General features: G+C 34.8%; 21 protein-coding genes, 1 pseudogene and 1 riboswitch. Of the genes and pseudogenes, 10 read left to right on the top strand and 12 right to left on the bottom strand.

The window, feature by feature from the left end:
- Positions 1-150 precede the first annotated feature (150 nt).
- Positions 151-261: riboswitch (TPP riboswitch) on the top strand.
- A gap of 170 nt (positions 262-431) precedes the next feature.
- The 5 genes and pseudogenes from QRN68_RS03245 to QRN68_RS27035 all read left to right on the top strand — a co-directional run bounded on the left by QRN68_RS03245 (position 432) and on the right by QRN68_RS27035 (position 3,963).
- Complete coding sequence (locus QRN68_RS03245; RefSeq protein ID WP_285395246.1) at positions 432-1,436, top strand: ABC transporter substrate-binding protein; 1,005 nt, start codon at positions 432-434, stop codon at positions 1,434-1,436.
- A gap of 1 nt (position 1,437) precedes the next feature.
- Positions 1,438-1,728 (top strand): thiamine-binding protein, encoded by a 291-nt coding sequence (locus tag QRN68_RS03240; protein WP_285395245.1) that lies wholly within the window; start codon positions 1,438-1,440, stop codon positions 1,726-1,728.
- Positions 1,728-2,498 carry an ABC transporter permease gene (locus QRN68_RS03235; RefSeq protein ID WP_285395289.1) on the top strand — a complete coding sequence of 257 codons (771 nt, stop codon included), beginning with the start codon at positions 1,728-1,730 and terminating at the stop codon, positions 2,496-2,498. Before QRN68_RS03240 ends, QRN68_RS03235 begins: the two co-directional genes overlap by 1 nt.
- Positions 2,476-3,213, top strand: a pseudogene (locus QRN68_RS27040) (ABC transporter ATP-binding protein); the annotation flags it as partial. The gene QRN68_RS03235 and the pseudogene QRN68_RS27040, both read left to right, overlap by 23 nt.
- Positions 3,214-3,963, top strand: coding sequence for a TatD family hydrolase (locus tag QRN68_RS27035; protein ID WP_285395288.1), 750 nt, complete (start codon positions 3,214-3,216; stop codon positions 3,961-3,963).
- A 974-nt stretch (positions 3,964-4,937) separates the two neighbouring features.
- Here the strand turns inward: QRN68_RS27035 and QRN68_RS03220 are convergent.
- The 4 genes from QRN68_RS03220 to QRN68_RS03205 all read right to left on the bottom strand — a co-directional run bounded on the left by QRN68_RS03220 (position 4,938) and on the right by QRN68_RS03205 (position 9,220).
- Complete coding sequence (locus QRN68_RS03220; protein ID WP_285395287.1) at positions 4,938-6,482, bottom strand: solute symporter family protein; 1,545 nt, start codon at positions 6,480-6,482, stop codon at positions 4,938-4,940.
- A gap of 11 nt (positions 6,483-6,493) precedes the next feature.
- Positions 6,494-6,829 (bottom strand): DUF485 domain-containing protein, encoded by a 336-nt coding sequence (locus QRN68_RS03215; protein ID WP_285395244.1) that lies wholly within the window; start codon positions 6,827-6,829, stop codon positions 6,494-6,496.
- Between the two features lie 501 nt (positions 6,830-7,330).
- Positions 7,331-8,884 carry a solute symporter family protein gene (locus QRN68_RS03210; protein WP_285395243.1) on the bottom strand — a complete coding sequence of 518 codons (1,554 nt, stop codon included), beginning with the start codon at positions 8,882-8,884 and terminating at the stop codon, positions 7,331-7,333.
- Positions 8,885-9,220, bottom strand: coding sequence for a DUF485 domain-containing protein (locus QRN68_RS03205; RefSeq protein ID WP_285395242.1), 336 nt, complete (start codon positions 9,218-9,220; stop codon positions 8,885-8,887).
- Between the two features lie 589 nt (positions 9,221-9,809).
- Here QRN68_RS03205 and QRN68_RS03200 point away from each other — a divergent pair.
- Together QRN68_RS03200 and QRN68_RS03195 are read left to right on the top strand one after the other, a co-directional pair.
- Complete coding sequence (locus tag QRN68_RS03200) at positions 9,810-10,397, top strand: SCO family protein (protein ID WP_285395241.1); 588 nt, start codon at positions 9,810-9,812, stop codon at positions 10,395-10,397.
- A gap of 43 nt (positions 10,398-10,440) precedes the next feature.
- Positions 10,441-10,764, top strand: a complete 324-nt coding sequence (locus QRN68_RS03195) for a hypothetical protein (RefSeq protein ID WP_285395240.1) — start codon at positions 10,441-10,443, stop codon at positions 10,762-10,764.
- Positions 10,765-11,847: 1,083 nt separating this feature from the next.
- Here the strand turns inward: QRN68_RS03195 and QRN68_RS03190 are convergent.
- Positions 11,848-12,126, bottom strand: coding sequence for a gamma-type small acid-soluble spore protein (locus tag QRN68_RS03190; protein ID WP_285395239.1), 279 nt, complete (start codon positions 12,124-12,126; stop codon positions 11,848-11,850).
- Positions 12,127-12,623: 497 nt separating this feature from the next.
- Between QRN68_RS03190 and QRN68_RS03185 the strand changes: the two genes are divergently transcribed.
- On the top strand, positions 12,624-12,848 hold the full coding sequence (locus QRN68_RS03185) for a hypothetical protein (RefSeq protein ID WP_285395238.1): 225 nt from the start codon (positions 12,624-12,626) through the stop codon (positions 12,846-12,848).
- Between the two features lie 80 nt (positions 12,849-12,928).
- Here the strand turns inward: QRN68_RS03185 and QRN68_RS03180 are convergent, their stop codons facing one another.
- The 3 genes from QRN68_RS03180 to QRN68_RS03170 form a co-directional block, all read right to left on the bottom strand.
- The gene (locus QRN68_RS03180) at positions 12,929-13,120 is read right to left on the bottom strand and encodes a hypothetical protein (RefSeq protein WP_285395237.1); all 192 of its coding nucleotides are present in this window, start codon (positions 13,118-13,120) and stop codon (positions 12,929-12,931) included.
- A 141-nt stretch (positions 13,121-13,261) separates the two neighbouring features.
- Positions 13,262-13,453, bottom strand: a complete 192-nt coding sequence (locus tag QRN68_RS03175; protein WP_285395236.1) for an RNA polymerase subunit sigma — start codon at positions 13,451-13,453, stop codon at positions 13,262-13,264.
- A 570-nt stretch (positions 13,454-14,023) separates the two neighbouring features.
- Positions 14,024-14,248 (bottom strand): hypothetical protein, encoded by a 225-nt coding sequence (locus tag QRN68_RS03170; protein WP_285395235.1) that lies wholly within the window; start codon positions 14,246-14,248, stop codon positions 14,024-14,026.
- Positions 14,249-14,687: 439 nt separating this feature from the next.
- On the opposite strand from QRN68_RS03170, the gene QRN68_RS03165 reads away from it, so the two are divergent.
- Positions 14,688-16,169: an Lsa family ABC-F type ribosomal protection protein gene (locus QRN68_RS03165; RefSeq protein WP_285395234.1), complete on the top strand. Its 1,482-nt coding sequence runs from the start codon at positions 14,688-14,690 to the stop codon at positions 16,167-16,169.
- Between the two features lie 438 nt (positions 16,170-16,607).
- Here the strand turns inward: QRN68_RS03165 and QRN68_RS03160 are convergent, their stop codons facing one another.
- Positions 16,608-17,105, bottom strand: coding sequence for a YfbM family protein (locus QRN68_RS03160; protein WP_285395233.1), 498 nt, complete (start codon positions 17,103-17,105; stop codon positions 16,608-16,610).
- Between the two features lie 1,710 nt (positions 17,106-18,815).
- Here QRN68_RS03160 and QRN68_RS03155 point away from each other — a divergent pair.
- Complete coding sequence (locus QRN68_RS03155) at positions 18,816-19,739, top strand: alpha/beta hydrolase fold domain-containing protein (RefSeq protein WP_285395232.1); 924 nt, start codon at positions 18,816-18,818, stop codon at positions 19,737-19,739.
- 904 nt (positions 19,740-20,643) lie between these two features.
- Here QRN68_RS03155 and QRN68_RS03150 read toward each other — a convergent pair.
- The 3 genes from QRN68_RS03150 to QRN68_RS03140 form a co-directional block, all read right to left on the bottom strand.
- Complete coding sequence (locus QRN68_RS03150; protein ID WP_285395231.1) at positions 20,644-21,117, bottom strand: GNAT family N-acetyltransferase; 474 nt, start codon at positions 21,115-21,117, stop codon at positions 20,644-20,646.
- A 65-nt stretch (positions 21,118-21,182) separates the two neighbouring features.
- Positions 21,183-21,734, bottom strand: coding sequence for an ATP-grasp domain-containing protein (locus tag QRN68_RS03145; RefSeq protein ID WP_285395230.1), 552 nt, complete (start codon positions 21,732-21,734; stop codon positions 21,183-21,185).
- A 902-nt stretch (positions 21,735-22,636) separates the two neighbouring features.
- Positions 22,637-24,493 (bottom strand): alpha/beta fold hydrolase, encoded by a 1,857-nt coding sequence (locus tag QRN68_RS03140; RefSeq protein WP_285395229.1) that lies wholly within the window; start codon positions 24,491-24,493, stop codon positions 22,637-22,639.
- Positions 24,494-24,539: the final 46 nt, after the last annotated feature.

Below are 24,539 nucleotides of genomic sequence, written 5' to 3'. Positions count from 1 at the left end.
TATACACTTAACTATAAAGTTTATTTTGGAATAAGGGCTATGTTTGACATTGCTTTTTGAAATGATATGACAATATAATGCTTTAACATGAAAGAGACCCTTGTCATTTACAGATAGATATGGGTATAATAATCACGAAAAGTTCATATGGAAAGAATGTAGGGGGGCTGGTAGTTGCCAGCTGAGATTGTGTCCGATAGACGCTGACCCTTTGAACCTGATTTGGCTCGTACCAGCGTAGGGAACATCTATTCAAAAAAAAGAAAGTTTTTGATACTGATTGTAAAACGTCTGGGAGGAATCCTGGGCGTTTTTTTTATGTTTTTGTTGTATGTGCAAGCCTTGGGTACATACTAATTGTGAATACGCTTTCTTCTGGTGGAAACATTCATTCATGAACACTTTCACATTACTTACTGGGAGGATTAAACATGAAAAAATGGTTATTGATTCTGATGGCTACACTTTTAACATTAGTGGGTTGTAGCAAAAAAGAGGAGACAAAGGATAAAAACGATGCGAATGCATTAAAAAAGGTATCGGTCGTGCTAGATTGGACACCGAATACAAATCATACAGGTTTATATGTAGCGGAAAAACTTGGCTACTTTAAAGAACAGGGCTTAGATGTTGAAATTTTATTACCTGGCGAAACGGGTGCAGATCAACTAGTGGCGTCTGGTAAGGCTCAGTTTGGCGTAAGCTACCAAGAAGGGATTACACAGGCACGTGTGCAGGATGTACCTTTAGTATCGATTGCAGCGATTATTCAACATAATACTTCTGGCTTTGCATCCACTGCATCTAAAGGGATTACGTCACCGAAGGATTTTGAAGGTAAAACATATGGTGGCTGGGGTGCACCACTTGAAAAGGCTGTCCTACAATCACTTATGCAAACAGAAAATGCGGATATTAATAAGTTAGATATTGTCAATGCAGGTGATTTGGATTTCTTCACAATGATGAAAAAAGATATTGATTTTGCCTGGATTTATTATGCATGGACAGGGATTGAAGCAGAACTTCGTGGTGAAAAATTGAACATGCTTTATTTAACAGATTATAGTGATCAGTTAGATTATTACACACCTGTACTTGCTACAAATGAAAAAATGATTAAGGATGATCCAGATACAGTCAAAGCGTTTGTCGCTGCTGCAGCAAAGGGCTATGAATATGCGATAAGTCATCCGAGTGAGGCGGCTGATATTTTATTAAAAGAGGTACCTGACTTAGATAAAGACCTTGTGCATAAAAGTCAGGAATGGCTAGCAGATAAGTATCAAGACGATGCGGCGCAATGGGGCGAGCAAAAGCTAACTGTCTGGGAGAACTACGCAAAATGGATGGCCGACAACAAAGTTTTAGAGGGCGAATTTAACGCAGAACAAGCATTTACAAATGACTTTTTACCGAAAAAGGAGACAAAATAACATGGCAAACTCATTAATTAGTGTACAAATTATCCCGAAAACTGAAAAATATGAAGATGTTATTCCATTTGTCGATGCAGCGATTGCCGTTATAGACGCATCAGGGGTGAAATATGAAGTTCATCCATTAGAAACGACAATGGAGGGTGAGCTATCGACTTTATTACAAATCATCGAAAAAATGAATGATAAGATGATAGAGCTTGGTGCTATTAATGTCATTACTCAAGTGAAAATTTTATATCAACCATCAGGTATTACAATGGGTACATTAACGGAGAAATACCAGTGATGAAGTCGGTAATCAAACAAGGAAGGACGATAATTTTTATCGCCTTCCTCTTATTCATATGGGAACTAATTGTCCGTTTTGCAGATGTTCCACATTGGCTATTGCCTGCACCAAGTGCCATCTTGAAAGAAGGCTTTCAATCGTATGAAACGTTCTTGCCGCATGCGTTTGCAACTGTTCAATTAGCACTTCTAGGTCTTGCCATTGGGATAATGTTCGGGTTAACGGTTGCCGTGTTATTACATCGTTTTACGTTTATTCGGGAGCTATTTTATCCTATTCTCATTATGTCTCAGAATGTCCCTGTGCTCGTCCTAGCACCGTTATTAATCATTTGGTTTGGATTTGGTTTATTGCCAAAGCTTATTATTATTTGTCTCGTATGTTTTTTCCCCATTGTGATCTCAGCAATGGATGGCTTTCGTCAAACCTCACCAGAGCTGAAACATTATTTTGAGATGGTCGGTGCAACGAAAGCACAAACCTTTTGGAAACTTGAATGGCCGTATGCGTATCCAGCGATTTTTTCAGGCATTAAGATCGCGGCAACCTATAGCGTTATGGGAGCGGTCATTGCGGAATGGCTAGGTGCGAAAAAGGGGATTGGTGTCTATATGACATTGGCACAATCTTCATTTCGAACAGATCGTGTGTTTGTAGCGATTTTTGCCATTGTAATTTTAAGTTTACTATTATTCAGTGCTATTCGATTATTAGAAAAGCTTGTTGTGAAGGGGAGGGGCCTACATGCTCAGCATTCAAAACATTGATAAATCCTTTGATTCCCTTCCAGTCATTCGTAATTTATCTTTTGAAGTGAAGGACGGGGAATTTGTGGCGATTATTGGTCCGTCAGGAAGTGGAAAAAGCACACTCTTTCAATTAATTGGTGGTGTGATTTCTATTGATAAGGGAGCTATCTTATTAAACGGTACCGATATCCAGCAAAAAAGAGGAACGATTGGCTATATGCCTCAGCAACCATGTTTACTGCCTTGGCGTACGATAGTAGAAAATATCACGATCGTTGAGGAGCTTCAGCAAAAACCGAATATTGAACGTGCCAAGGAATGGTTAGACAAAGTGGGACTCGCATCGTTTGAAAATGCATATCCAAATGAGCTGTCTGGTGGTATGCAACAACGGGTATCATTTATCCGTGCAATTGTCAGTGACAAGCCGATTTTATGCTTAGATGAACCGTTCTCTGCACTTGATGAGTTTACAAGGCTTGAAATGCAGGCGTGGCTTTTATCGATATGGGAGGAATATCGTAAATCTATTGTATTTGTTACTCATAGTATCGAGGAAGCACTTTTTTTAGCGGATCGCATCATTGTCTTAACGAAACGACCAGCTACGATTAAAAAGGAAATTATTGTACCTTTTGCGAGGCCACGACAAGAGGAAATCCGCCATTCCGCAACATTTACAGCATTAAAGCAACAGTTATTTACTTACTTAAAAGAAGAAAAGGATGACGGAATGTTGATTGATGCGCATATTCATTTAGATCAGTATTTGGAGAATGAAGTACCAACTTTGCTAGAGGAAGCTGAACATGTCATTGCTGTTAGCATGAATATTGAATCGTGTGAAAAAACGTTGAAGTTGTCGAAAACCTTTGCAAAGGTAAAGGCGGCGTTTGGTTTTCATCCTGAACAAGCGTTACTAGGTGTTATGGAAGAAGAGGCATTATTCGATTGGATACGCCAACATGCTTATGACATGGTAGCTATTGGTGAGGTAGGGTTACCTTATTATTTGAAACAAGAGAAGGCTATTGATGATCTTCCGTATGTGGCATTGTTAGAACGGTTTATTTTGCTGGCGAAGGAATTAAATAAACCGATTATTTTACATGCTGTTTATGAGGATGCGGCTATTGCTTGTGATTTGTTGGAAAAGCATCATGTAAAGAAAGCACATTTCCATTGGTTTAAAGGCGATGAGGAAGTGATTGAACGAATGATTCAAAATGGGTATTTCATTTCTGTAACGCCTGATTGTACGTATGAGACGGAGATTCAACAGGTTATCAAAAAATACCCAATTGAGCTGATGATGGTAGAAACCGATGGACCGTGGCCATTTGAAGATCCCTTTGACAATAAACGGACGTCTCCATGGATGATGAATCATTCCATGGAGGTTATCGCTTCAATCAAGGGGATTACAACGCAGGAAGCGGCGCGCATCATCACAAGAAATACGACAATATTTTATAATTTATAACAAAAAACACAGCTGCTTTTTTTAGAGCAGCTGTGTTTTTTTAAGGACCAGAATCGCTGATAAAAGAGTCGGAATTGCTGATAAAACCTCAAAATCGCTGATAAAAGAGCTGGGACCGCTGATAAAACCTCGATATCGCTGATAAAAGTACCAGAACCGCTGATAAAACCTCGATATCGCTGATAAAAGAGCCAGAACCGCTGATAAAACCTCAATATCGCTGATAAAAGAGCCAGAACCGCTGATAAAACCTCAATATCGCTGATAAAGCATCAAATATCGCTGATAAAAATAGTAATATCACTAAAAGCCCACCCTGTGGAACACATCATGTTTGAAATATTAACGCAGGACAATTTCTTAAAAATGAAGCGATAAGACTTCTAGCCGCAGGAACTTCGGGGATATCCTAATCCAAACTTTCGGTTACGGAGGTGTTCTTAGGAATCTCCCACTTCTAAGTTAGCGAAGTGGGAGTAGTTCAATCCAGAACGTAGTACTTATAAACATCTAGATGTCTCATTAAAAGCAAAACCCAACCACTAATAATCATCTGAGTGGTTGGGTTTTCTATGCTTTGTGAAATTTTGTTCGATGCTTTCTTTTTTAGTTTTCGTTAGACGCTCATGTGTGCTGAAAGGGGAGAATTGACGATTTTTTCTACGTCTTTTCCTTGAGTGCGCTTTTCATGCATGCGCTTCTTTTTTGCTTTTGATTGTGTCATGTTACCTTACCTCCAACTGTCATTTGTAAATATAGTACCGAAAACGGAAGGAAAAGGCAAAGCGAGGGTGATGTCCGTTCCGACTAAGCGGCTTTCTTTGGGGCGTCTGAAAAAGCTGCTTCGTTTGAGCTAGTCTGTACGCTGATCCCTAAGGAGTCGTTCAGCCTCCACTCCCATCTCAAACTTGGTGATGAGCCAAGAAAAAGTAAAACCTCGTAAGTATGTAACTTACGAGGCCGTTGTCATATTATTAGTGAGATACATCCTGTACAGAAATACCTGTGTTTGCTTTAACTTCCACTTCACGATATTTTTTGGCATCTGATTCTTTAGAAAGTAATGTTCCGATGAAACCTCCTAGGAAGCCAAGTGGTACAGAGATAATAGCTGGATTCGTTAAATTAATTAACGGATTCCCAACGAAAATTGCTTTTCCTTCAACTGGATTCCAGATGTTTGGTGAAACTGCAACAAGTACTAATGCAGAGATTAAACCAGTTAACATTGCCGTTACAGCACCAGCTGTATTAAAGCGTTTCCAATAGATTGTATAGATGATTACAGGTAGGTTAGCTGAACCTGCAATACAGAACGCAAGTGATACTAAGAACGCTACGTTTAATGTTTGTGCACCAAGTGCTAAAAGAATTGAAATAATAGCGATTGTGATTGAACCGATTCGAGCTGCAAGTACTTGCTCTTTCTCTGTAACGTTCCCTTTTTTAATGATTTGACCGTAAATATCATGTGAAAGGGCAGATGCTCCAGAAAGTACAAGACCAGCTACTACCGCTAAGATTGTTGCGAAAGCTACCGCACATACGAATGAGAATAGGATGTCTCCGCCAAGCGCTTCTGCAAGAAGAGGAGCAGCCATGTTACCTGCAGCGTTTGCAGCAATAATCTCTTCTTTACCAACGAATTTAGCTGCACCGAAGCCTAAGAAGATTGTTAGAATGTAGAAGATACCTACAATCCAAGTAGCCCAAATTACTGAGGAACGAGCAGTTTTCGCATCTTTTACTGTAAAGAAGCGCATTAGGATATGTGGAAGACCAGCTGTACCTAATACTAAAGCGATTAACATTGAAATTGTATCAATACCATTTTGATATTTAAGACCTGGATTCAAATAAGCTGCACCGCTATCAGTAGCAGTTTCCATTTCTTTAAACATCGTTGTGATGCTAAAGCCAAACTCTTTTAATACTAAGAATGAAATAATGACAGTACCCAACATTAAAAGACAAGCTTTGATAATTTGTACCCAAGATGTTGCAGTCATACCGCCGAATAATACGTAAGTTGTCATCATAACACCTACGATTAACACTGCAACCCAATAGTCGATTCCTAAAAGTAATTGAATAAGTGCTCCTGCACCAACTAGTTGTGCAATCATGTAGAATAAAACAATTGTAATAGTGCTTAAAGCTGCTGTACCACGAACTTTAGAGCTGTCGAAACGCGCAGTGATCATGTCAGCTAATGTGAATTTACCTAGGTTACGTAATGGCTCAGCAACGATGTATAATACCACTAAGTAAGCTACTAAATAACCAATAGAGAAGAAGAATCCATCAAATCCAAATAATGCTACTGCTCCGGCAATCCCTAAGAAAGAAGCTGCAGATAAGTAGTCACCAGCGATGGCTAGTCCATTTTGCCAGCCTGTTAATCCACCGCCCGCAGTGTAGAAATCACTTGCAGAAGAAGTTCGTTTAGATGCCCACCATGTAATAACTAATGTTAAACCAACAATGGCTACGAAGAAGAAAATCGCTGTAAAGCTCATTCCGTTAGTCATCAGCGGCCACCTCCATTCTCGTATTCAGCGATAATCGCCTTTGCCTCTTTATCAAAGCTATTCGCTTTTGCTACATATATGTGACATAGCCCCCATGTCATGATGAATAATCCTGCTGAATATACCCACACCCAAGTAATTTCCCCAAATGCCTTTTGGTGTAGTATTGTCGTGTACGAAGTAAGAATTGGTAACAACATGTAAGCTGCTAAAAAGATTACAGTCATTGACCAAAGAAATGAATTCTTTTTTCGTACAAGCACTTTAAATGATTCTTGATTTGCAATTGCATCATAGTCAATCACGACGCCCTTGTTTGCTTGATTGTTCGCCATTAACATTCCCCATTTTGTGTTTATTTTTCCTGCTTAAAGACTAAATTTTGCTAGTTTAGTGAATTCACATCTTCATTTTATGAAAGAGTTCACAAAATTGCAATACATTTCAGAAAAATTATAAAAAAATAATTTTTAGAAAAAAGATCTTGAAAGAGAAAATACGTGACAAAGCATAGAAATAAAAGGGGGATAGAAAATTCGGATATATAAATGGAGTTAGGTCAACTCTGGATTTTGGAGCAAAAAAAGGGGTTGCAATTTGAAAAAATGGTCGTTTTTTTCTAAAAAAATAAACACTATTTACTTTGTGGAAATTGTTTTTTTTCGTTTTTTTGAGAAGTGAATAGTATTGTTCAATAAGTTAATTGGTAAATTTTTTGTAATAAAAAATTAAAAAACTCGATCGGAAATCGAGTTTTTTAACCTGATATTTTTATTAATGTGATAGGAATATTGATAGACATTGTTGTAATAATATGGATTGTGAAAAGCGCGAAATTAATGAGAAACGTCAGAAACAGATACCCCTGTATTTGCTTTAACGCGAATTTCTTTATAAATGCGATCTGCTTCTTCCTGTGGTACTTTGCTAGAAGATAGAACAGAGCCTAAGTAACCGGCGATAAAACCAAGTGGAATTGTAATAACTGCTGGTACTGCTAAAGGTACGATAGGATTTCCAACAAAGATGGCCGCACCTTCAACCGGGCTCCATACATTAGGACCCATAGCACCTAAAACTAAGCATGATACTAAACCAGTTACCATTGCTGCTATAGCACCTGTTGAATTGAATTTTTTCCAGTAAATTGTGTAAAGAATAACAGGTAAATTTGCTGAAGCACCAATACAAAATGCAAAGGATACTAAAAACGATACATTCAAGTTTTGTGCAAATAACGCTAGGATAATAGAAACAATGGCAATAGAAATAGAGCCAGTACGAGCCGCTACAACTTGTTGCTTTTCTGTTAATTTACCACCTTTAATAATTTCACCATAAATATCATGTGAAATAGCAGAAGCACCTGTTAAAACTAAACCTGAAACAACGGCTAAAATGGTTGCGAATGCTACTGCACCGATAAATGCCATTAACACATCACCACCCAAGAAATTAGCAAGAAGTGGGGCAGCAGTGTTACCAGCTTTACTTTCAGCAAGGATTTTATCGATACCTACAAAGTTTAATGCTCCAAAACCTAAGAAAATAGTTAATGAGAAGAAAATAGCTGTAATCCAAGTTGTCCATGAAATAGAAGAACGAGCAGTTTTGGCATCTTTCACTGTAAAGAAACGCATTAAAATATGTGGTAACCCAGATGTCCCTAAAACAAGCGCCATCATCATCGAAACAGAGTCAATTGTACTTGTATATTTCATCCCTGGTACAAGGAATTTTTCACCGTGATCCACAGCGATCGTATCAAACATTTTCATAAGAGAGAAATCAAATTTAATTAATACTAATGTAGCTAATAAGCCTGTCCCGAATAATAGAAGACTAGCTTTAATAATTTGCACCCAAGAAGTAGCTGTCATTCCACCGAATAATACATAAGTAGTCATCATAACACCTACGATTAAAACCGCAATCCAGTACTCAATACCAAATAATAGTTTAATAAGGGCACCTGCACCTACTAATTGTGCAATCATATAAAGGATTACGATGATAATTGTTCCTGTCGCAGCAACCCCGCGAATACGTTTTTCGTTGAAACGTGAAGTAAGCATATCAGCTAAAGTATAACGACCTAAGTTACGCATAGGCTCTGCAATAATATAAAGAAGAACTAAGTTAGCCACTACATAGCCTACAGAGAAGAAGAAACCATCAAAACCAGTTAAAGCAATCGCACCGGACACCCCAAGAAATGCGGCTGCGGATAAATAGTCACCAGCGATAGCAAAGCCGTTTTGCCAACCTTTAAGACCACCACCAGCAGTATAGAAATCAGCGGCAGAAGACGTACGCTTTGCTGCGATAAATGTTACAACAAGTGTTAAACTAACGATTGCTAGAAAGAAACCAACGGATACTAAGTTCATTTATTTTCCACCTTTCGCGTGATACTCTGCAAGCACTGCCGCTGCAGCTTTATCGAATGAAGCAGCTTTTTTTACATATACTGTACAAAGAACGATCGTCATAATGAATAATCCTGCTGAATAAACCCAAACGCCCGTAATATTTCCGAAGATTTTTTGTTGTAGTACAGGTTGAAAAGCAAGGATTGGTAGCAAAATATAAAGTAATAAAAACGCTGCTGTAATCGAGAAAAGGAAGGTATTCTTCTTTTTTACGAACTTGTTGAACGATTCCATAGCTTCAATTGCATTATAGTCAACTGATTCTATATTTTTGTTCCCAGAAATGTTAGCCATTATTATTCCCCTTAAAGTGTTATATTTCTGTTTTAAACCACATATTTCTTTTTGAGTCGTCGTTATATTCACTTATTTTATGGGGTAGATTCTTATAATGCAATACTAAATTTTGAGTTTTTATAATTTTTAATCTCTTTAAGTTTGTGGAAATAACATAGAAATAATAAGGATTTAATAGAAAAAAATCGTATAAAAGAGAATGGGTTTATCGATAAGAATAATATTATTAAAATAGTTTAATGATAATAATATCGAATGTAGGAGAAAATTTTAACATGAAAGAGAATTTTGTGGAAATTGTTATTCTGGCATTGAATGGCAGAAAATATTAAAGTGTAAAAAAACGTTGTTATACAACAACTGGAATAGCGTCTTGGGAAATAATCAAAATAGTAAAAAACAGCTTTAAAAAATTTTAAAAAAAGAGTGATTTATTTGGAATATACAGGATATAAATATGTCAAAATCATACAAAATACAAAGGTTCGACATATAAAAATAGAAGTATATGCTCATAATCTTGTATTTAGTTTCTATAATTTATACAATTAAAAACGATGGTAAATTGAAGGGAAGTGGAAAAGATATGAAAAAGAAAAGTGTCATGCTCGTTTTGATACTAGTTTTAAGTAGCCTATTAGCTGCTTGTGGTAGTTACAAATTTGAACCAGAACTGAATATAGAAGTACAAGATTTTTCGGTTACAAATCAAAAAAATGAAAAGGTAAGCCTTGATACTTTTAAAGGTAAGCCATGGTTAGCAATGTTTATCTTCACTAACTGTAATACCATTTGTCCACCAATGACGTCTAACATGACAGAGGTGCAAAAGGCACTTCAGGATGAAGGCGTGGAAGACTATCAAATCGTAGCTTTTAGTGTTGATCCTGAGGTTGATAAACCAGATGTTTTAACCAATTACTTAAAATCATATTCAGTGCCTGATGCAAGTAAATGGCAGCTCTTAACTGGCTATGATCAAAAATTCATTGAACAGTTTGCAATGAAATCGTTTAATTCACACGTAAGAAATGACCCTAATTCTGACCAAGTTATACATATGGGAAGTTTTTACTTAGTCAATGCTGATGGGATTGTTGTGAAGGATTATTCCGGTAACACAGAAGTACCAGTTGAGACGATTGTGGCAGATATGAAGGCGTTATCTAAATAAAAAGCAATAACTCAGAGGTTTGAATGACCTCTGAGTTATTTTTTTGGATGAATGTTGGAAATGCCGAACATACTTCTATCCAGATATTGCTACAAAATTCTTAGCTAAAATCGTGAAGCGTGGCGACTTTGATCAAAGCGTGCGAAAAATTGCAATAGAACGCTTAGGAAAGATGCCGCTGATTGAAAATGTTGATACGGATTGGATATTGACTGATGGTTTTGAATTAGTTCGTGTTGGAAAGAAAATGATCAGCAGAAGATTGAAAACATTTGTTCAAACAGAAAAAACAACAAAAAATTGGCTGTTTTCTTGGTGTTTAAATAAAAAAATTCCATATGTATTTAATTCCATCCCATATAGCTAAGGCTAAGATTACTGCTAGAATCCCTTTAAAAATATCTTTCATACAGCACCTCCATAGAAGTTTTACGAATGAGAGTTTTAAAAGTTTCATGTCGATAATTTTTATGGGTATCAGAGGTAGCGAAATCTGTTAAAGAAGAGATAGTTAACGCTGAAAACTTAAAATGACTTACTGAGCACTTTGCTATTTCTTTTCATATTTTTTACTATCCCACGCCCAATTTACGAAAGCGTAAACAATCGCTAGCCATAAAGAAAAGAAGAGGTTATTAAGCAAATCCCAATTACCTTTTCTGAAATAATCCCAAATAGATGAAAATAAAAACATTGTTACGAAGTAAAAAATATATTTGTGCTTTCTAATAAGTAAAATAATAATCACCTCAATATGTAATTTATGTAAATTGTGACATAAAAAATGCGGTGTGATTAGACGCTACAGCATAGAGATTAACTGAACAATATGAGGAAATTGTGCAGTAAAAAAGATGAGATTTCCCATCTTCAATAACTCATTAAGGTTGTTGAAATCCAAATATACCTATTAATAGTGCAAATAGAAAAACTATAGAAAAGAACGAATTAAACAGTATAAGAATCATTCGGATATTACCTTTAATTCCAAGTAAAGCACTTATTATACCCAATACTCCAATAATTAATGGTGTAAATATGACTTTATCGTAAAGAAAATCAAAAAAGTCAAATCCAAATATAAGAAAGTTCAACATAAAACAAAAGAAAGATAAACCTGTGAAAAATTTTCCTTTCAAAATTATCACCACCATCTAAGTTATTTTCAGTACTTGTTAAGTGAGTTATTAGAGATTTTTAAACATCCAATATTTGGAGCATTATTTAATGAAAGGATAACATAGCTAGGTGTGATTTAAAACTATGAACATATTTTAATGCTGAACACTTTGAGGAAAATGTGCATTAAAAAGCTTATTTGAGTATAATTACACAATTCGAATTGGTTTATGCTTTTTTAATTGAGAGTAAACCTTTGTTAAAAGGAATTCATATTCGGAAACAAAAAACCGGCAAAGGTTGCCGGTTGTGGGTGATGACTAATTTAAACTTATTTTGTATTGTTTTCGTTTGAAAATCGACCAGAAGCGAATTTTTTGTTAGCTTCTGCCTGTTGGATTTGTTGTCTAATTTGATTAACATCAGTCTCATTTCCGAATTCTACGTTCATCGAGTTCTTTGAACCAGAAGCTTGTTTTTTGTTAGCTTCTGCTTGTTGGATTTGTTGTCTAATTTGATTAACATCAGTCTCATTTCCAAATTCTACGTTCATTGCATTTTGAGTTGCATTGGGAATTTTTGAGCTGAAGTTTTGATTGTTGTTCGCCATTGAAAATCACCTCCTGAAATTAGTTTATACAGAAGGTGCTTTAGTATCCGTAAATTTTTTAACCAAATTTTATTCAATTGAGAGTATCATGGGATCTTAGCTTGGAAAACTTGGGACGATGTAAAAGAAAATTTGTTATCCTAAAATAAATCATGTAAAGGAGTTTGAAAAAAATTAAATTTCGTTCTGAATAAGACAAAATAAAAACCCCAGTTTAAACCGGGGACGCCTAGTTGAGCTTTTGCTGTATGGAACTGACCATATTTAACAGTGAGATGTGTTCAGATACTAAACACGTCTCCATAGTGTAATGGTTCGTCTTTTGGATTTCCACTGAGTATTCTCATACTACACATCCTTTTCTAGTTGTTCGCCATTTTTCATACATGGATAGTCTGGTTGAAATAGAAAATTAATTTATATAAAAAAACAGGTTACTGCACTATTTGAGGAAATTGTTCAAGCACACATATTAATTAAGGGGTGTTTTTATAGAAATGTTAGGTTTATTTATAGGAATATTCCTGATAATAATAGGATTTTTTATAATTCCAATTGGCTTTGCCCAACTAAAAGATGAATTAGGGGATTATAGTAATAAGCCATTATATAAAAGAATTTTTGTATATACAATTGAAATTTTAGGTTTCTTAAATCTTAGTAATTTTATTGGTTGGTTAATGGGTATTGGGTTTTTACTAGTTCAGGTTTCTATTTTGTAGTTTTATTTTTTAAGTAACTGAACAATATGAAGAAAAGAAAAAGCTGTAACGTTTGCAGACGCTACAGCTTCAGTACGAAACTATTTGAATTTTTCAGGTTTAGTAACTTTAATAGAAGCTACTTCTCCGCAATTTTGACACACAGTATAAATAAGTGGAGATCCTGTAGAGAAAAAATTATCAACTGGTCTTAAGGCAGCATAACCATCAAGTTTACCTTCACCAAATGAATTTCCGCCGCAGGACTTGCAGATTAATTTATTGTTTTCCATAATATCACCTCAATATGTAAGTTATGTAAATTTTAACATAAGAAAAGCCGCAGCGTAATCAGACGCTACAGCATGGAGATAAATTGAACAATATAAGGGAAATGTGCAGTAAAAAAGCTTTTTAGAAATAAGCTTTTATTTTTAGTTTTTCCCAGTTTCATCTTTTTTACTTCTATGTAGCAATGCGATGAATAAAAAACTTGCTACCCAAAAGGAAAAGAAAAAGTTTTCAAGTAAAGCCAAATTACCATTTTTGAAATAATCCCAAATCGTTGCAAATAAAAACAGTGTTACAAAGAAAGTGATAAATAAGCATTTTCCGAATGTGGTCAATTAAAGCACCTCTATATGTAGCATAAGTAAATTAAATTGTTAAAGAATAACAAAATAACTATTAAAGGATCACTAGGATGGAATGACCTTGTAACAAATGGGTAAGTCATGCCGGCCAACTAACACCATAACCTAATAAGAGCGTACGATACACTCGATATTAATTTGTACAAATTAAGGTTTCCTATACTTTAAAAAAGTCATAGCGTCGTCACACGCTACAGCTTAGAATTGGTTACTGCCGTTTTGGGTTTAGCTAGACCGATTTTTAATCAAATGAAAATTTATTTAAGGAGCCTAAGTGCTTCCTTTTTTCTTTATGAAGGCAGTAATAAATAAATACATCAGCATGGTTATGAGCATTTTTGCAACTATCAAGACGACCCAAAAAATTTAAACATTGGAGATAGAGTACATTTCGTGAAAATTCGACGGATTAAATCATCTAAAATAGTTATTCGAATTGAAGCAAAGGCAACCGTTTCGTGGATGTAACTAATCACTATTGGAGCGGCTTCCTTATTTTTATGGATGATTTAAAGAAAGAACAGGTAACTCATCATCATCATACTAAGCGAATATCGCCGCTAAAGAGTCAAGTTTCGCTGCTAACAAAGCGAATATCACCGCTAAAACATCAAGTTTCGCCGCTAAGCAAGCGAATACCGCCGCTAAAACGTCAAAATGCGCCACTAACCATAATATTTTTCCCGCTTGCGGACCATTACCGTGTGTAATTTGGATTTTATGTCCCGCTAAAAATTTGGAATTGATATTGATGCTGCTTGTTGTCATTGTATTCTATTGAAAAATTTGTTAATATAATAATACGACGATGAGAGGACTGATGGATGGACAATGATTAACTAATCTATATTTTATTTGAAATGAATAACTTCAAACTACAAAATATAGGATTAGTCTGTCCATTTTTATAAATCAGTTTATACTTTTTTGTCATGATTCCAATGGCAAAATAGAACTTATTTCATATAAGTGAAAGACTAATCCTTCCAATTACAAATTGGGGGGATTTTTTATTCTCTCATAGTAACCTTAATCTAATAAATAAAGGAGAGAGAGAAATGAGCGAATCAGACACTATTGTTACGCATGTAATACTCCGTATAAGTCGTTAATATCCATCAAACATATACGGAGAAATTTAGAATAGATGGATGTACCGACTTTGTATAAAAAGTAAAAAGTGTTGATATACAGAGGAGGAATTATCATGTCAATGATAAAAGTACAAGATTTAACATTTTCTTATCCAGGTAGCTTTGATAATATTTTTGAAGGTGTAAACTTTCAACTAGATACGGATTGGAAACTCGGATTTATCGGTAGAAATGGACGAGGTAAAACAACATTCTTTAATTTATTATTAGGGAATTATGAGTATAGTGGGAAAATCATTTCTTCTGTAGAATTTAATTATTTCCCTTATCCCGTTTTGGATAAAAATAAGTATACTTATGAAATCTTTGAAGAAATTTGTCCTCAAGCCGAAGATTGGGAATATCTTCGTGAAATATCCTATCTAAATGTTGATGCCGAGGTTATGTACCGACCATTTAAAACATTATCAAATGGTGAACAAACAAAGGTGTTACTGGCTGCACTTTTTTTAACGGAGGGTCAATTTTTATTAATTGATGAGCCAACCAATCATCTAGACACTGATGCACGAAAGACGGTCTCTGATTATCTAAGGAAGAAAAAAGGGTTTATTTTAATTTCACATGACAGAAACTTTTTAGATGGATGCGTCGACCATATTTTATCTATCAATAGGGCAAATATCGAAGTTCAAAGTGGTAACTATTCTTCTTGGAAGTTAAATTTTGATAGACAACAGGAACACGAAGAGGCAACTAATGAGCGTCTACAAAAAGACATTGGGAGATTAACACAGTCTTCAAAACGGTCAGCTGGTTGGTCTAATCAAGTGGAAGCTTCCAAAAACGGGACGACGAATTCAGGTTCTAAGTTAGATAAGGGTTTTGTAGGACATAAAGCGGCCAAGATGATGAAAAGAGCAAAGAACATTCAATCAAGGCAACAAAAAGCTATTGAGGAAAAGTCAAAACTGCTAAAAAATGTTGAAAAAACGGAGTCATTAAAATTAGAACCGTTGGAATTACATTCAAATGAATTGATTGCTTTGACTGATGTCTCTATTAAGTATGATGATCAAATAGTGAATACACCAATTAGCTTTAAAGTGGAACAAGGTGACCGAATTGTATTGGACGGAAAGAATGGAAGCGGAAAAAGTAGTATTCTAAAACTAATTCTAGGAAATCCGATACAGCATACAGGCTCAATAAATTTAAGTTCAGGACTCATTATTTCCTATGTCAAACAAGATACTTCTCATCTGAAGGGACTGTTATCGGACTTTATTGAAGAGCATGAGATTGATGAAACGTTATTTAAATCCATCCTACGTAAGATGGATTTTGACCGAATTCAATTTGAGAAAGATATATCTCATTATTCTGGTGGACAAAAGAAAAAGCTGCTTATCGCCAAAAGTTTATGTGAAAAAGCTCATTTATATATTTGGGATGAACCATTAAATTTTATTGATATTTATTCTCGCATGCAGATTGAAGAGCTTATTCAAAAATTTAATCCTACAATGGTTATTGTGGAGCATGATCAGGCATTTCAACAAACAGTTGCAACAAAAACTATTAACATGAGTTAAATGGATAAAGCATCGGTGTGAAAACCGATGCTTTTTTGATGCAAAAAATTATTGTATTTTTTAGAAATTTTAAAGTAAAGAAATGAACGCGAAATTATTTCAGAGAATTAGGAGGGAAATCGCTGGCTGAAAGTTTCCTCATTGAGCGTAATGATTCACTACAGTTGAACTGTGCTAGGAAATAAGCAACGTGTACAGGCGTTATCTGCATTTAATGAGTTACTGATGTATGCGTTGGGAAGTAAGCGTCAAATATTCCATGAGATAATCTTCTTACATACTACATTGGAAAAACACCTATTAAAAAAGAATGGGAAGCCTATATTCAAGACTATAAAAACAGTGGATTATTAAAGTTTGTAAAAAATGAACCTACCGCCTATCGAGTAGACACTTAAAAAGTCTCTTGATAGGGTACAGTTTAATGTTGAGGCGGTTTTAATAAATACTGATTAATATGTCATGACCCTGGGCAAGGCTTTGTTCATAAAAATGGATTAACTGATCGAGTTCCGCAATAAGTTCTGCGAAAAGTTCCTCAGCTTCATCGTCCAACCAAATATCCGGATAAATCTGTTTCTCTCTAAAATCTGCTGGCTTGAATTGTTGCTGTAAGACGGTCCTATCCATAGAATGAAGGGCTTCTAATATGCAGGGAAGCTCTTCACAGCCAATGACGCTGACGAATTCTTCAGTATCCAGCACGTGGACTCCGACAATCGCTTCGCTTAATGGGTGATCCTCAATCGGCTGCGAGGCAGAGATCCCTGTTAGCAAACAATGCAATCCGTCCCATAATTTATCCATGTCATATACGGGACAGCATTGTTTTTCCATAAGCTCCTCAATCTTCCCGATGATATGGGAATTGTCTAACTGGGCAATTTCATCCGCTAAAGCATCTTCTAATGATAAGTAACTGGCCATGATTCCCATCGTGTATCTTCTCCTTTATTTTCTATCATTTTATTCATAAACCGAAATAGAAAACTTCTTCCATGTTGTAGACGGTTGGTTCGCCTCATGCCTATATTGACGGATGTAACCCTCAAATTTCGCGGTTTCCTTAGTCGATCATACTATTTCAACATCAGAGGAAAGGGAAATGGGCATAAGAATTTGTTCTCCAATGCCGGCCATTTGGCATCGATGAAAACGTATTGTCTTTTTATTTAAGATTACCATGTTTTGGGTAATTTTGATAGTTTTCAAGGTACTCTTACGTTGGAACCACGGATAATCAACGCATGCTCGTCCTTTAGGCAGACAAATATGTGTTTCTTATTTTTGTAAATGGGAAATAGCAATTAAAAAATAGGAATTGAAGCTATATATTGTTAGAGGCGAGTGTTCGTAATAAATCCCGGAAAGATGTTTAACGAACTATTTTACGCAAAGTAATTTAAAACGTTCGTGTTTTATTGTTAAAAGTGCTATTTGTCCATCAGCTGGATACTTCGAAGATTGAATAAAACACGAACATTGTATTTGGAAAGTAACTATGCCTATTAACTTTTCCATATGCTACTATAGATTAAACCTCACAATCATTATTTAACTTTACTTACTTCCATATATTTAGACATTCGGTTTAACATGATTGCTTCATCTCTTTCAACATTTATAAATTGTTTATTTAATGCTCCTTTTAGTTTGAAATAATTCACAAACGAAAGGAAGATTTAATGCTTACAAAAGCCCTTGCTAGCTGTATAACGAAGCGGCTGATAACTGGTCAATATCTTGTCTTTATACTAAGACTGGTTCGCATGAAATTGAATGCACTTTAGAAGAACTAACCGCATCCGTTTGCCGAATGATGATACAAGAATCTCAGTCATATACTTTTAAATAAAAAGATCTTCCTGCTTGTTTATAGCGAAAGAAAAGACGTTAGGGCATAATTGAAACAACAAATCGATGACTACCTTTATATAAAAGGATAATCACTATTGGGAAGATGGTTAGAGGCGAAGAAATTCGTCTCTTTTTTATTGTATGCTCGGTATACGTAGGAACTATAGGGTGGAAGGTTTAGAAGCGGGAAGACAGGCGTATTGGTTTGCCGATAGCAAGGGTGTCTGTGGTGACGCGGAATCAGAAGGAAAAGCACAGTCCTGAAGAACACGAATCTCGTAGAAGGCTTGGTATGATTGAGTGAGTTGCACTATATTTTCAATAAGAAAGTTATCTTAACATGAATGCTTAGCACGTTGTCTATTTAAAAAGTTTTCAAGAAAAATGTAGTTTTAGGTTAATTTAACGAGCGGGGAATATATGTTCTCTTTTTAAATTCTTTAGATACAGGAACGTAAAGAGAGGGAGCAACTACAATAAAGAAACAGGTATCAGGTGTTGAATGGAAAAATTAGGGGGATATATTTGTTATAATAGTTGCAATAGAGGTCCATGTTGCCTTTTTTATGAGATGAAAAAGGGTTTTTATTTTGATCTTGAAGCATAGTTCAACCTTTTTTCTGTAAATAAAGTAAGTCGATGCAATAATAAACGCCTTCGTTCAATTAAGACATTCTATCCAACTTGTAAAAGACTTTTGATAAAGCGATACAAAGCTATTTCAAATCATACCATGTAATGAAGAAACAAGATGAACAATAAAAATGTTTAAAGGAGAGAAAATTAAAAATGAGTGTAGAAATTTATAACGGAGAACGTTCTGAAGAAAGTATTCTATTCGAAAAATTGTTAATTTCCGAAAGTAATAAAGAGAATTTTTCTAGTATTGAAAACACTAAACGGTTTGTTAAGCAATTAGGAACTGAAAATAGCAAGCCATATGTTATTGGGGATGATGTTGAGTTTTTAAGTGATGTTAAGGAGCGGACATTCGAGGGAATGCAAGTTTTCACATTAAATGATCAAAAATCCTCGAAGCAAAAAATTATTCTTTATTTACATGGTGGTGCTTGGACAAATCAGCCTTTAAATTTTCACTGGTGGTTCATGGATAAAATCGCGCAATCATTGAATGCGAAAATAATTGCTCCCATTTATCCTAAAGTACCTCATTTTAACTATAAAGATACTTACCCAAAAATCCTAAACTTATATAAAGAAAATCTTATAACTGTTGATAGTTCCAATCAATTAACGATTATGGGAGATTCGGCAGGCGGAAATATATCACTTGTTTTGGCTCAGCTTTTAAAAATGAACAATTTGCCTCAACCGAAAGATATTATTTTATTATCAGCATGTGTTGATTTGAGTTTAGAAAATCCTCTTATATCTGAATATGAAGAAAAGGATCCGATGTTAGCTAGTGAAGGAATGGAAGTCATTACAAAGATTTGGGCAGCTGATAAACATTTAAAAGACTCATCGATTAGTCCAATATACGGTGACTTTAAAGGACTTGGGAAGATTACTCATTTTATTGGAACGCACGAATGTTTATATCCAGATGCAATAAGACTTGATGAAGAACTAACAGAACAGGGAATTGAAATCAATACTTTTGTTTATCCTAAAATGAATCATGTGTTTGTTGTTATGCCAATCCCTGAAGCCCAAGATGCTCAACAAAAGATTATTACTATAATAAGTTAATTTAAGGAAATGGGGAGTTAACAGTAGTTGAAGCGGCCACCAGGAGGGAAATCTACGTTTAAAATAAGAGGTAGAGATTCAAAAAAGGCTATGACCATATTCGCGTAAAAATAGTTAGATGAAGAGCTGATTGATCATATTATGAAAGAAAGCGATCATCGCGCATTCAATTGCTGTGTCGCATTTTAAATGTGCCTGAAAGTTCGACTTAGTGTTATTCATAAGGAAAGTAATGGCCGTTATGGTGCATCGAAAAATTCTTTTAAAGAGATATACATGCTAAGGCTACGCATTATGAGAAAAGCTGGCATTCGTTCAAATATTACAAAAAATACAGTCCGACGCCAAAATATAGAGATCAGTGAAAGAGCGTTAAAAAAGTACGTATTTTCACACAGTACAGGATGATTGGTGATATTTTGGCGTCGGTATAAGATTATCATACAAAAATTTGATGAATATAAATTTGGGCTTGAAATAACGTTTGACCTAATTTTAGAAGTACTTGATAACGCAGTTGCAGCGCAAAATACACACCAGAACTTATTGTACAAACGGATTTAGATTTTTAATATACAAGTGAAGCTTTTGGCGAGTTCTTAGAGAAATACGATTTTACACTTTTTACAGCTTTTTCGTCTCAATGTTATTAGTATACTTTTCAATGAAACGTAACTTCCTATAATTTATATTATGTAAACTAAAATTATTTGGCGTGGAGGAGGGCTTGGATACGTCAACTACCCATAATATATGTTGTATATGGACAAGAATCTACAGACGTTTTGGGTAAGAATGTCCGAATGCTGCTTCGTTTGCATAACAAGAAACAAGATGCTGCCACTGCAACACCTTGTTTAACTCTTACACTGAGTTCGATAGAGATAGTAAGCTAGAATAAAATTTAATTTAATTTTTTGAAAAATAAAACTCTGTCTTGATTTGGACCGTCATAGTTTGAATTTATTGATAGACCATCAATAGTTTTATCTCCATCTTCAATTTCAAAACCCATCTTGGTATGATAGGCAATAGAAACTTTATTGACAGGTGACGTTACACAACGAACAATACTTCGATTATTTAGCTTTACTACATTAAAAAATTTATTGTATAAATGTTTTCCAATATTATGTTTTCTGTACTCAGGATGGACTCCAACGAAATGAATATACGCCTCGTTTGAATGAGTTTGAGATAGGAATCCTATTAGAAAAGCCACATGTTTACCATCCTTTTCTGCAATGAAACTTGTTTGTGTAAAATGGTCGAAGAATAATTTTGGTAACATATCGGACATATTCCTTCCACCCCACCACTCATTGATTAGAGGTGAAATTACATAGTAGTCTGAACCTTTAACTGAACGAATTTCCATTTTAAACCTCCCTGTTTATTTAAAAACTTATTTAAACTAATATTTACATTAAACCAAATTTTAAATTATTCATTATGCATACAGATAGGTAAGCTTTTGAAGTTATCGCCAGCTTTTCCCCCTGTTCGAATCAATTCAAAAGAAGTATGTATTCTTTTATATTCTGGAACTGGGATACCATGTTCTGATGCTATATTTTTCATAGTAACCTTATCACGATAAGCTAGAGCACTTTCCCACGTTTGGCCTTGAATACCAAGTAAGTCCCGTAACTTACCAGCACGTAGTAAATCATACTCACCAGCAGCAACAATTGAGTGAAACTGATACTTTTCATACAATTCTAAAGCAGTTAATTCAATACAACCGTTCTTCTCATAATTACTAAATGAGTATATTTCAGCATAGTTACCGTCTTTATATCCTTGTACAGTTCCCTCGTCATTTAGTAAAAGTAACTGCTCCCCTTCCCTTAACCATTTTTCATAAGGATACATATAATAAGTGACCAAGGTATTTATATTATGTAAACTAAAATTATTTGGCGTGGAGGAGGGTTTGAATAAGTTAACTACCCATAATATCTGTACTTTTTTGTATATGGACAAGAATGTCATGACAACCCTCATTTCAAAAAAATAAAAAGGACAAGAATGTCCAGACTTTTAATATTATACAAATAAAATACTATAGCCAAGTTTTTTAATTAAGTTGATTCAATAAATTATTCACCTACATCTCTTTATGATGAATATGTGATTTTAAGCATATCTTTGCCAAATACTTAGTGATATAATTTCCAACGCAGTAACACCAACTCTTTCAACTTACTTGATTTAAATATCAAATTTAATTAACAGCATAATTTTGATTACATTTGAGTTTACCTATAACTTTCAGCTTCAATTTGATTAATTTTTTTACTAGTGGCATATGTATGATTAACTACTTATAATAAACAACATGGAAGTTCATTATAATTTATTCTGAAGAACAATACTAAATAACCAGTCGTCAAATAAATTTCGACAACTGGTTAGGTGTATACTTTTTCGACTGTAATATATCAGCAATTTTCACTTCTACCTGTAGAAAGGATACTAAACATTAGTTTTTACAGAAGCAAGATCTCATCTTCTTTTGCAAATTCATTTTTTATAAATAATTTTTTACTTTTTGCTGGTCGGCTGTATAAATAATCAGTACTAAGGATTTAATGGCTCGACTACATGCAACATAAAATAATCTGTTTGTTTTATGAAAGATTATTACGTTCTTTCATGGGAGTTTAAGTATATTTCTTCACAAGGTGATTACATGCCATGCGTAAAGAGCAATACTTTGTTCAATTCGCATTTTACTACCTCAGGATACTGATATGTACGCTGTAATTGATTAGCTGTTAGATTCTTAAGTAAATATATCCAGCGTTCATGTAGACAATCTTTTTTTTCAAACAGTACGACTTTATTTCAAAGACACAACGATCTTACTACCCATTTTTATTTATCCTACACTCTCATCTGCTAGTACTACTATTTTTTATTACCAAATTAGCCGTTTCACTCGGATGGTTAAGAGGAAAATGATGACCATATGGAACAACATCAACCTTACCAAGATGGGAAGGAGCAGAATAGCCTCTGTCATAATCCCCCCAAATAATGCGAAGATTATACTTTGTTACTTCATTGAAATCACCTTGATCGTTTTTCAATAGTAAACTGTTAAGCAGAACCGTAGTATTTAAAATTCTAGGAGAAGTAAAACTGTTACTTATTTTTTCAATATAATGTTCAGGGATGTTCTCCTTACTTTCAAATAAACCATTACTTAATAAATAACGCTCTATCAAATTAGTAGTTGCCAATTTCAATGTCCATTTGTTCATAAATTGAGGAACATTTATCGATTTAGCATTTTTTTTAGCAACAGGTGGCTGAAGTAAAGTAATTGTATACTTCTTATCTATATACTTTTGTACTAATGCTTCCAAAAGAATATACGCACCAAATGAATGGCCAATTAGATGGGCACCGTTAGTAGCTTTCTCCAATAACTTTTTTAATACATTCAAATAGATATTTAAAAGATTTTTCTCTCGTTTAAAAGGAGAACGTCCCAAACCTGGAAGGTCCATGATCCATACAGGTCGACCCGTTTTTTCATGAAGCTCTTTCCCTAAAGGAAATAAATCCTCTCCATCACTTAATAAACCATGTAATAAAATAAACGGTTTACCCTCTCCTTGTGATTGGTAAATGGTAGTATTATTACATAATGTTCGTTTAAATAAATGACTGTGCTGGCCATTTTGATACATCATGCGATAATCCAGATCAGCTATTACGGCTGGGAGAAATTTCATTACATTTGTCTCCTTAAACCAATCTTCTCCCATAATCTTTTTCGCTGAACCATTTGAAAATGTTCGATTTGTAATAAAGTTCAGCCCATCAGCAGGAATTTGGGTTATTTTGCTTACGCCACTATTCATAAGTGCTTTCATAATTGGCAATGGGGCAGAGATTTTAGGTGCAGTCATATTCATACTTTCTGACATAGCATCTAATAATTCTGAAATATTCTGATCATGTTGTTTATCTTCAACAAGTGTATATGTTTGTATAGTTGGTTGCTCCAATCTGAAAACCTGCACAATAAACTTTGCTAGTTCATCGTTTGCAATAAGTGGTAATCTATATTCCTTACCTCCAGGAATCACTGGCATGAGCCCTTTTCGCATACTCATCACAAGCAAGCCTATGCCTCCTGTTTGCTCCGTACTCCCTGTTTTACTACTACCAACTACAGTTGGTGGATTAATTACTGAAAGCGGATAACCTACTGTTGATGCCTGCTGACGGATATAAAGATCTGCTAAAAACTTTGTTCTCTCATATGGATTTTTTATTTTCAAAAAATTGTTTCCTTCTTTAAACACATCTATCGCAATCTTGCTATTTTTATCATCAAAGGGACTCATATAGCCTACAACATGAATAAATTGTTGCAATCCCTTCAATTGATGAATATTTTTAGCGAATTCACTAATATGTTGGGCACCATTCAAAAATACGGAAGCTGCCTCTTTGCTTGTCGCTTGAATATCCATGGGGCCTCCTGCGTGAATAATCACATCCGTTTTCAATACCCACTCCTTATCTTCAGCACTTAGACCTAAGTCTATTTTCGTCAAATCACCTTCAATAAAGTGCATAACTGCCTCAATTAAGATGCCTCTTTCTTGATAAATGCGTGTTGCTTTACTTTTCGATCTCACTAATAGAAGAATTGTAACATGCTCTTTGGCTAATTCCTTCACTAATTGCTTTCCAATAAAACCTGTTCCGCCAGTTAAAAATACTGTTCTCATATAAATCCTCCTTTTAGTACTATTCAGTACTAATTTGATGTAAAAA

The sequence above is a fragment of the Lysinibacillus sp. fls2-241-R2A-57 genome, assembly GCF_030209535.1.
Lineage (GTDB): Bacteria > Bacillota > Bacilli > Bacillales_A > Planococcaceae > Lysinibacillus.
This window is presented reverse-complemented; position numbering and strand designations above follow the sequence as displayed.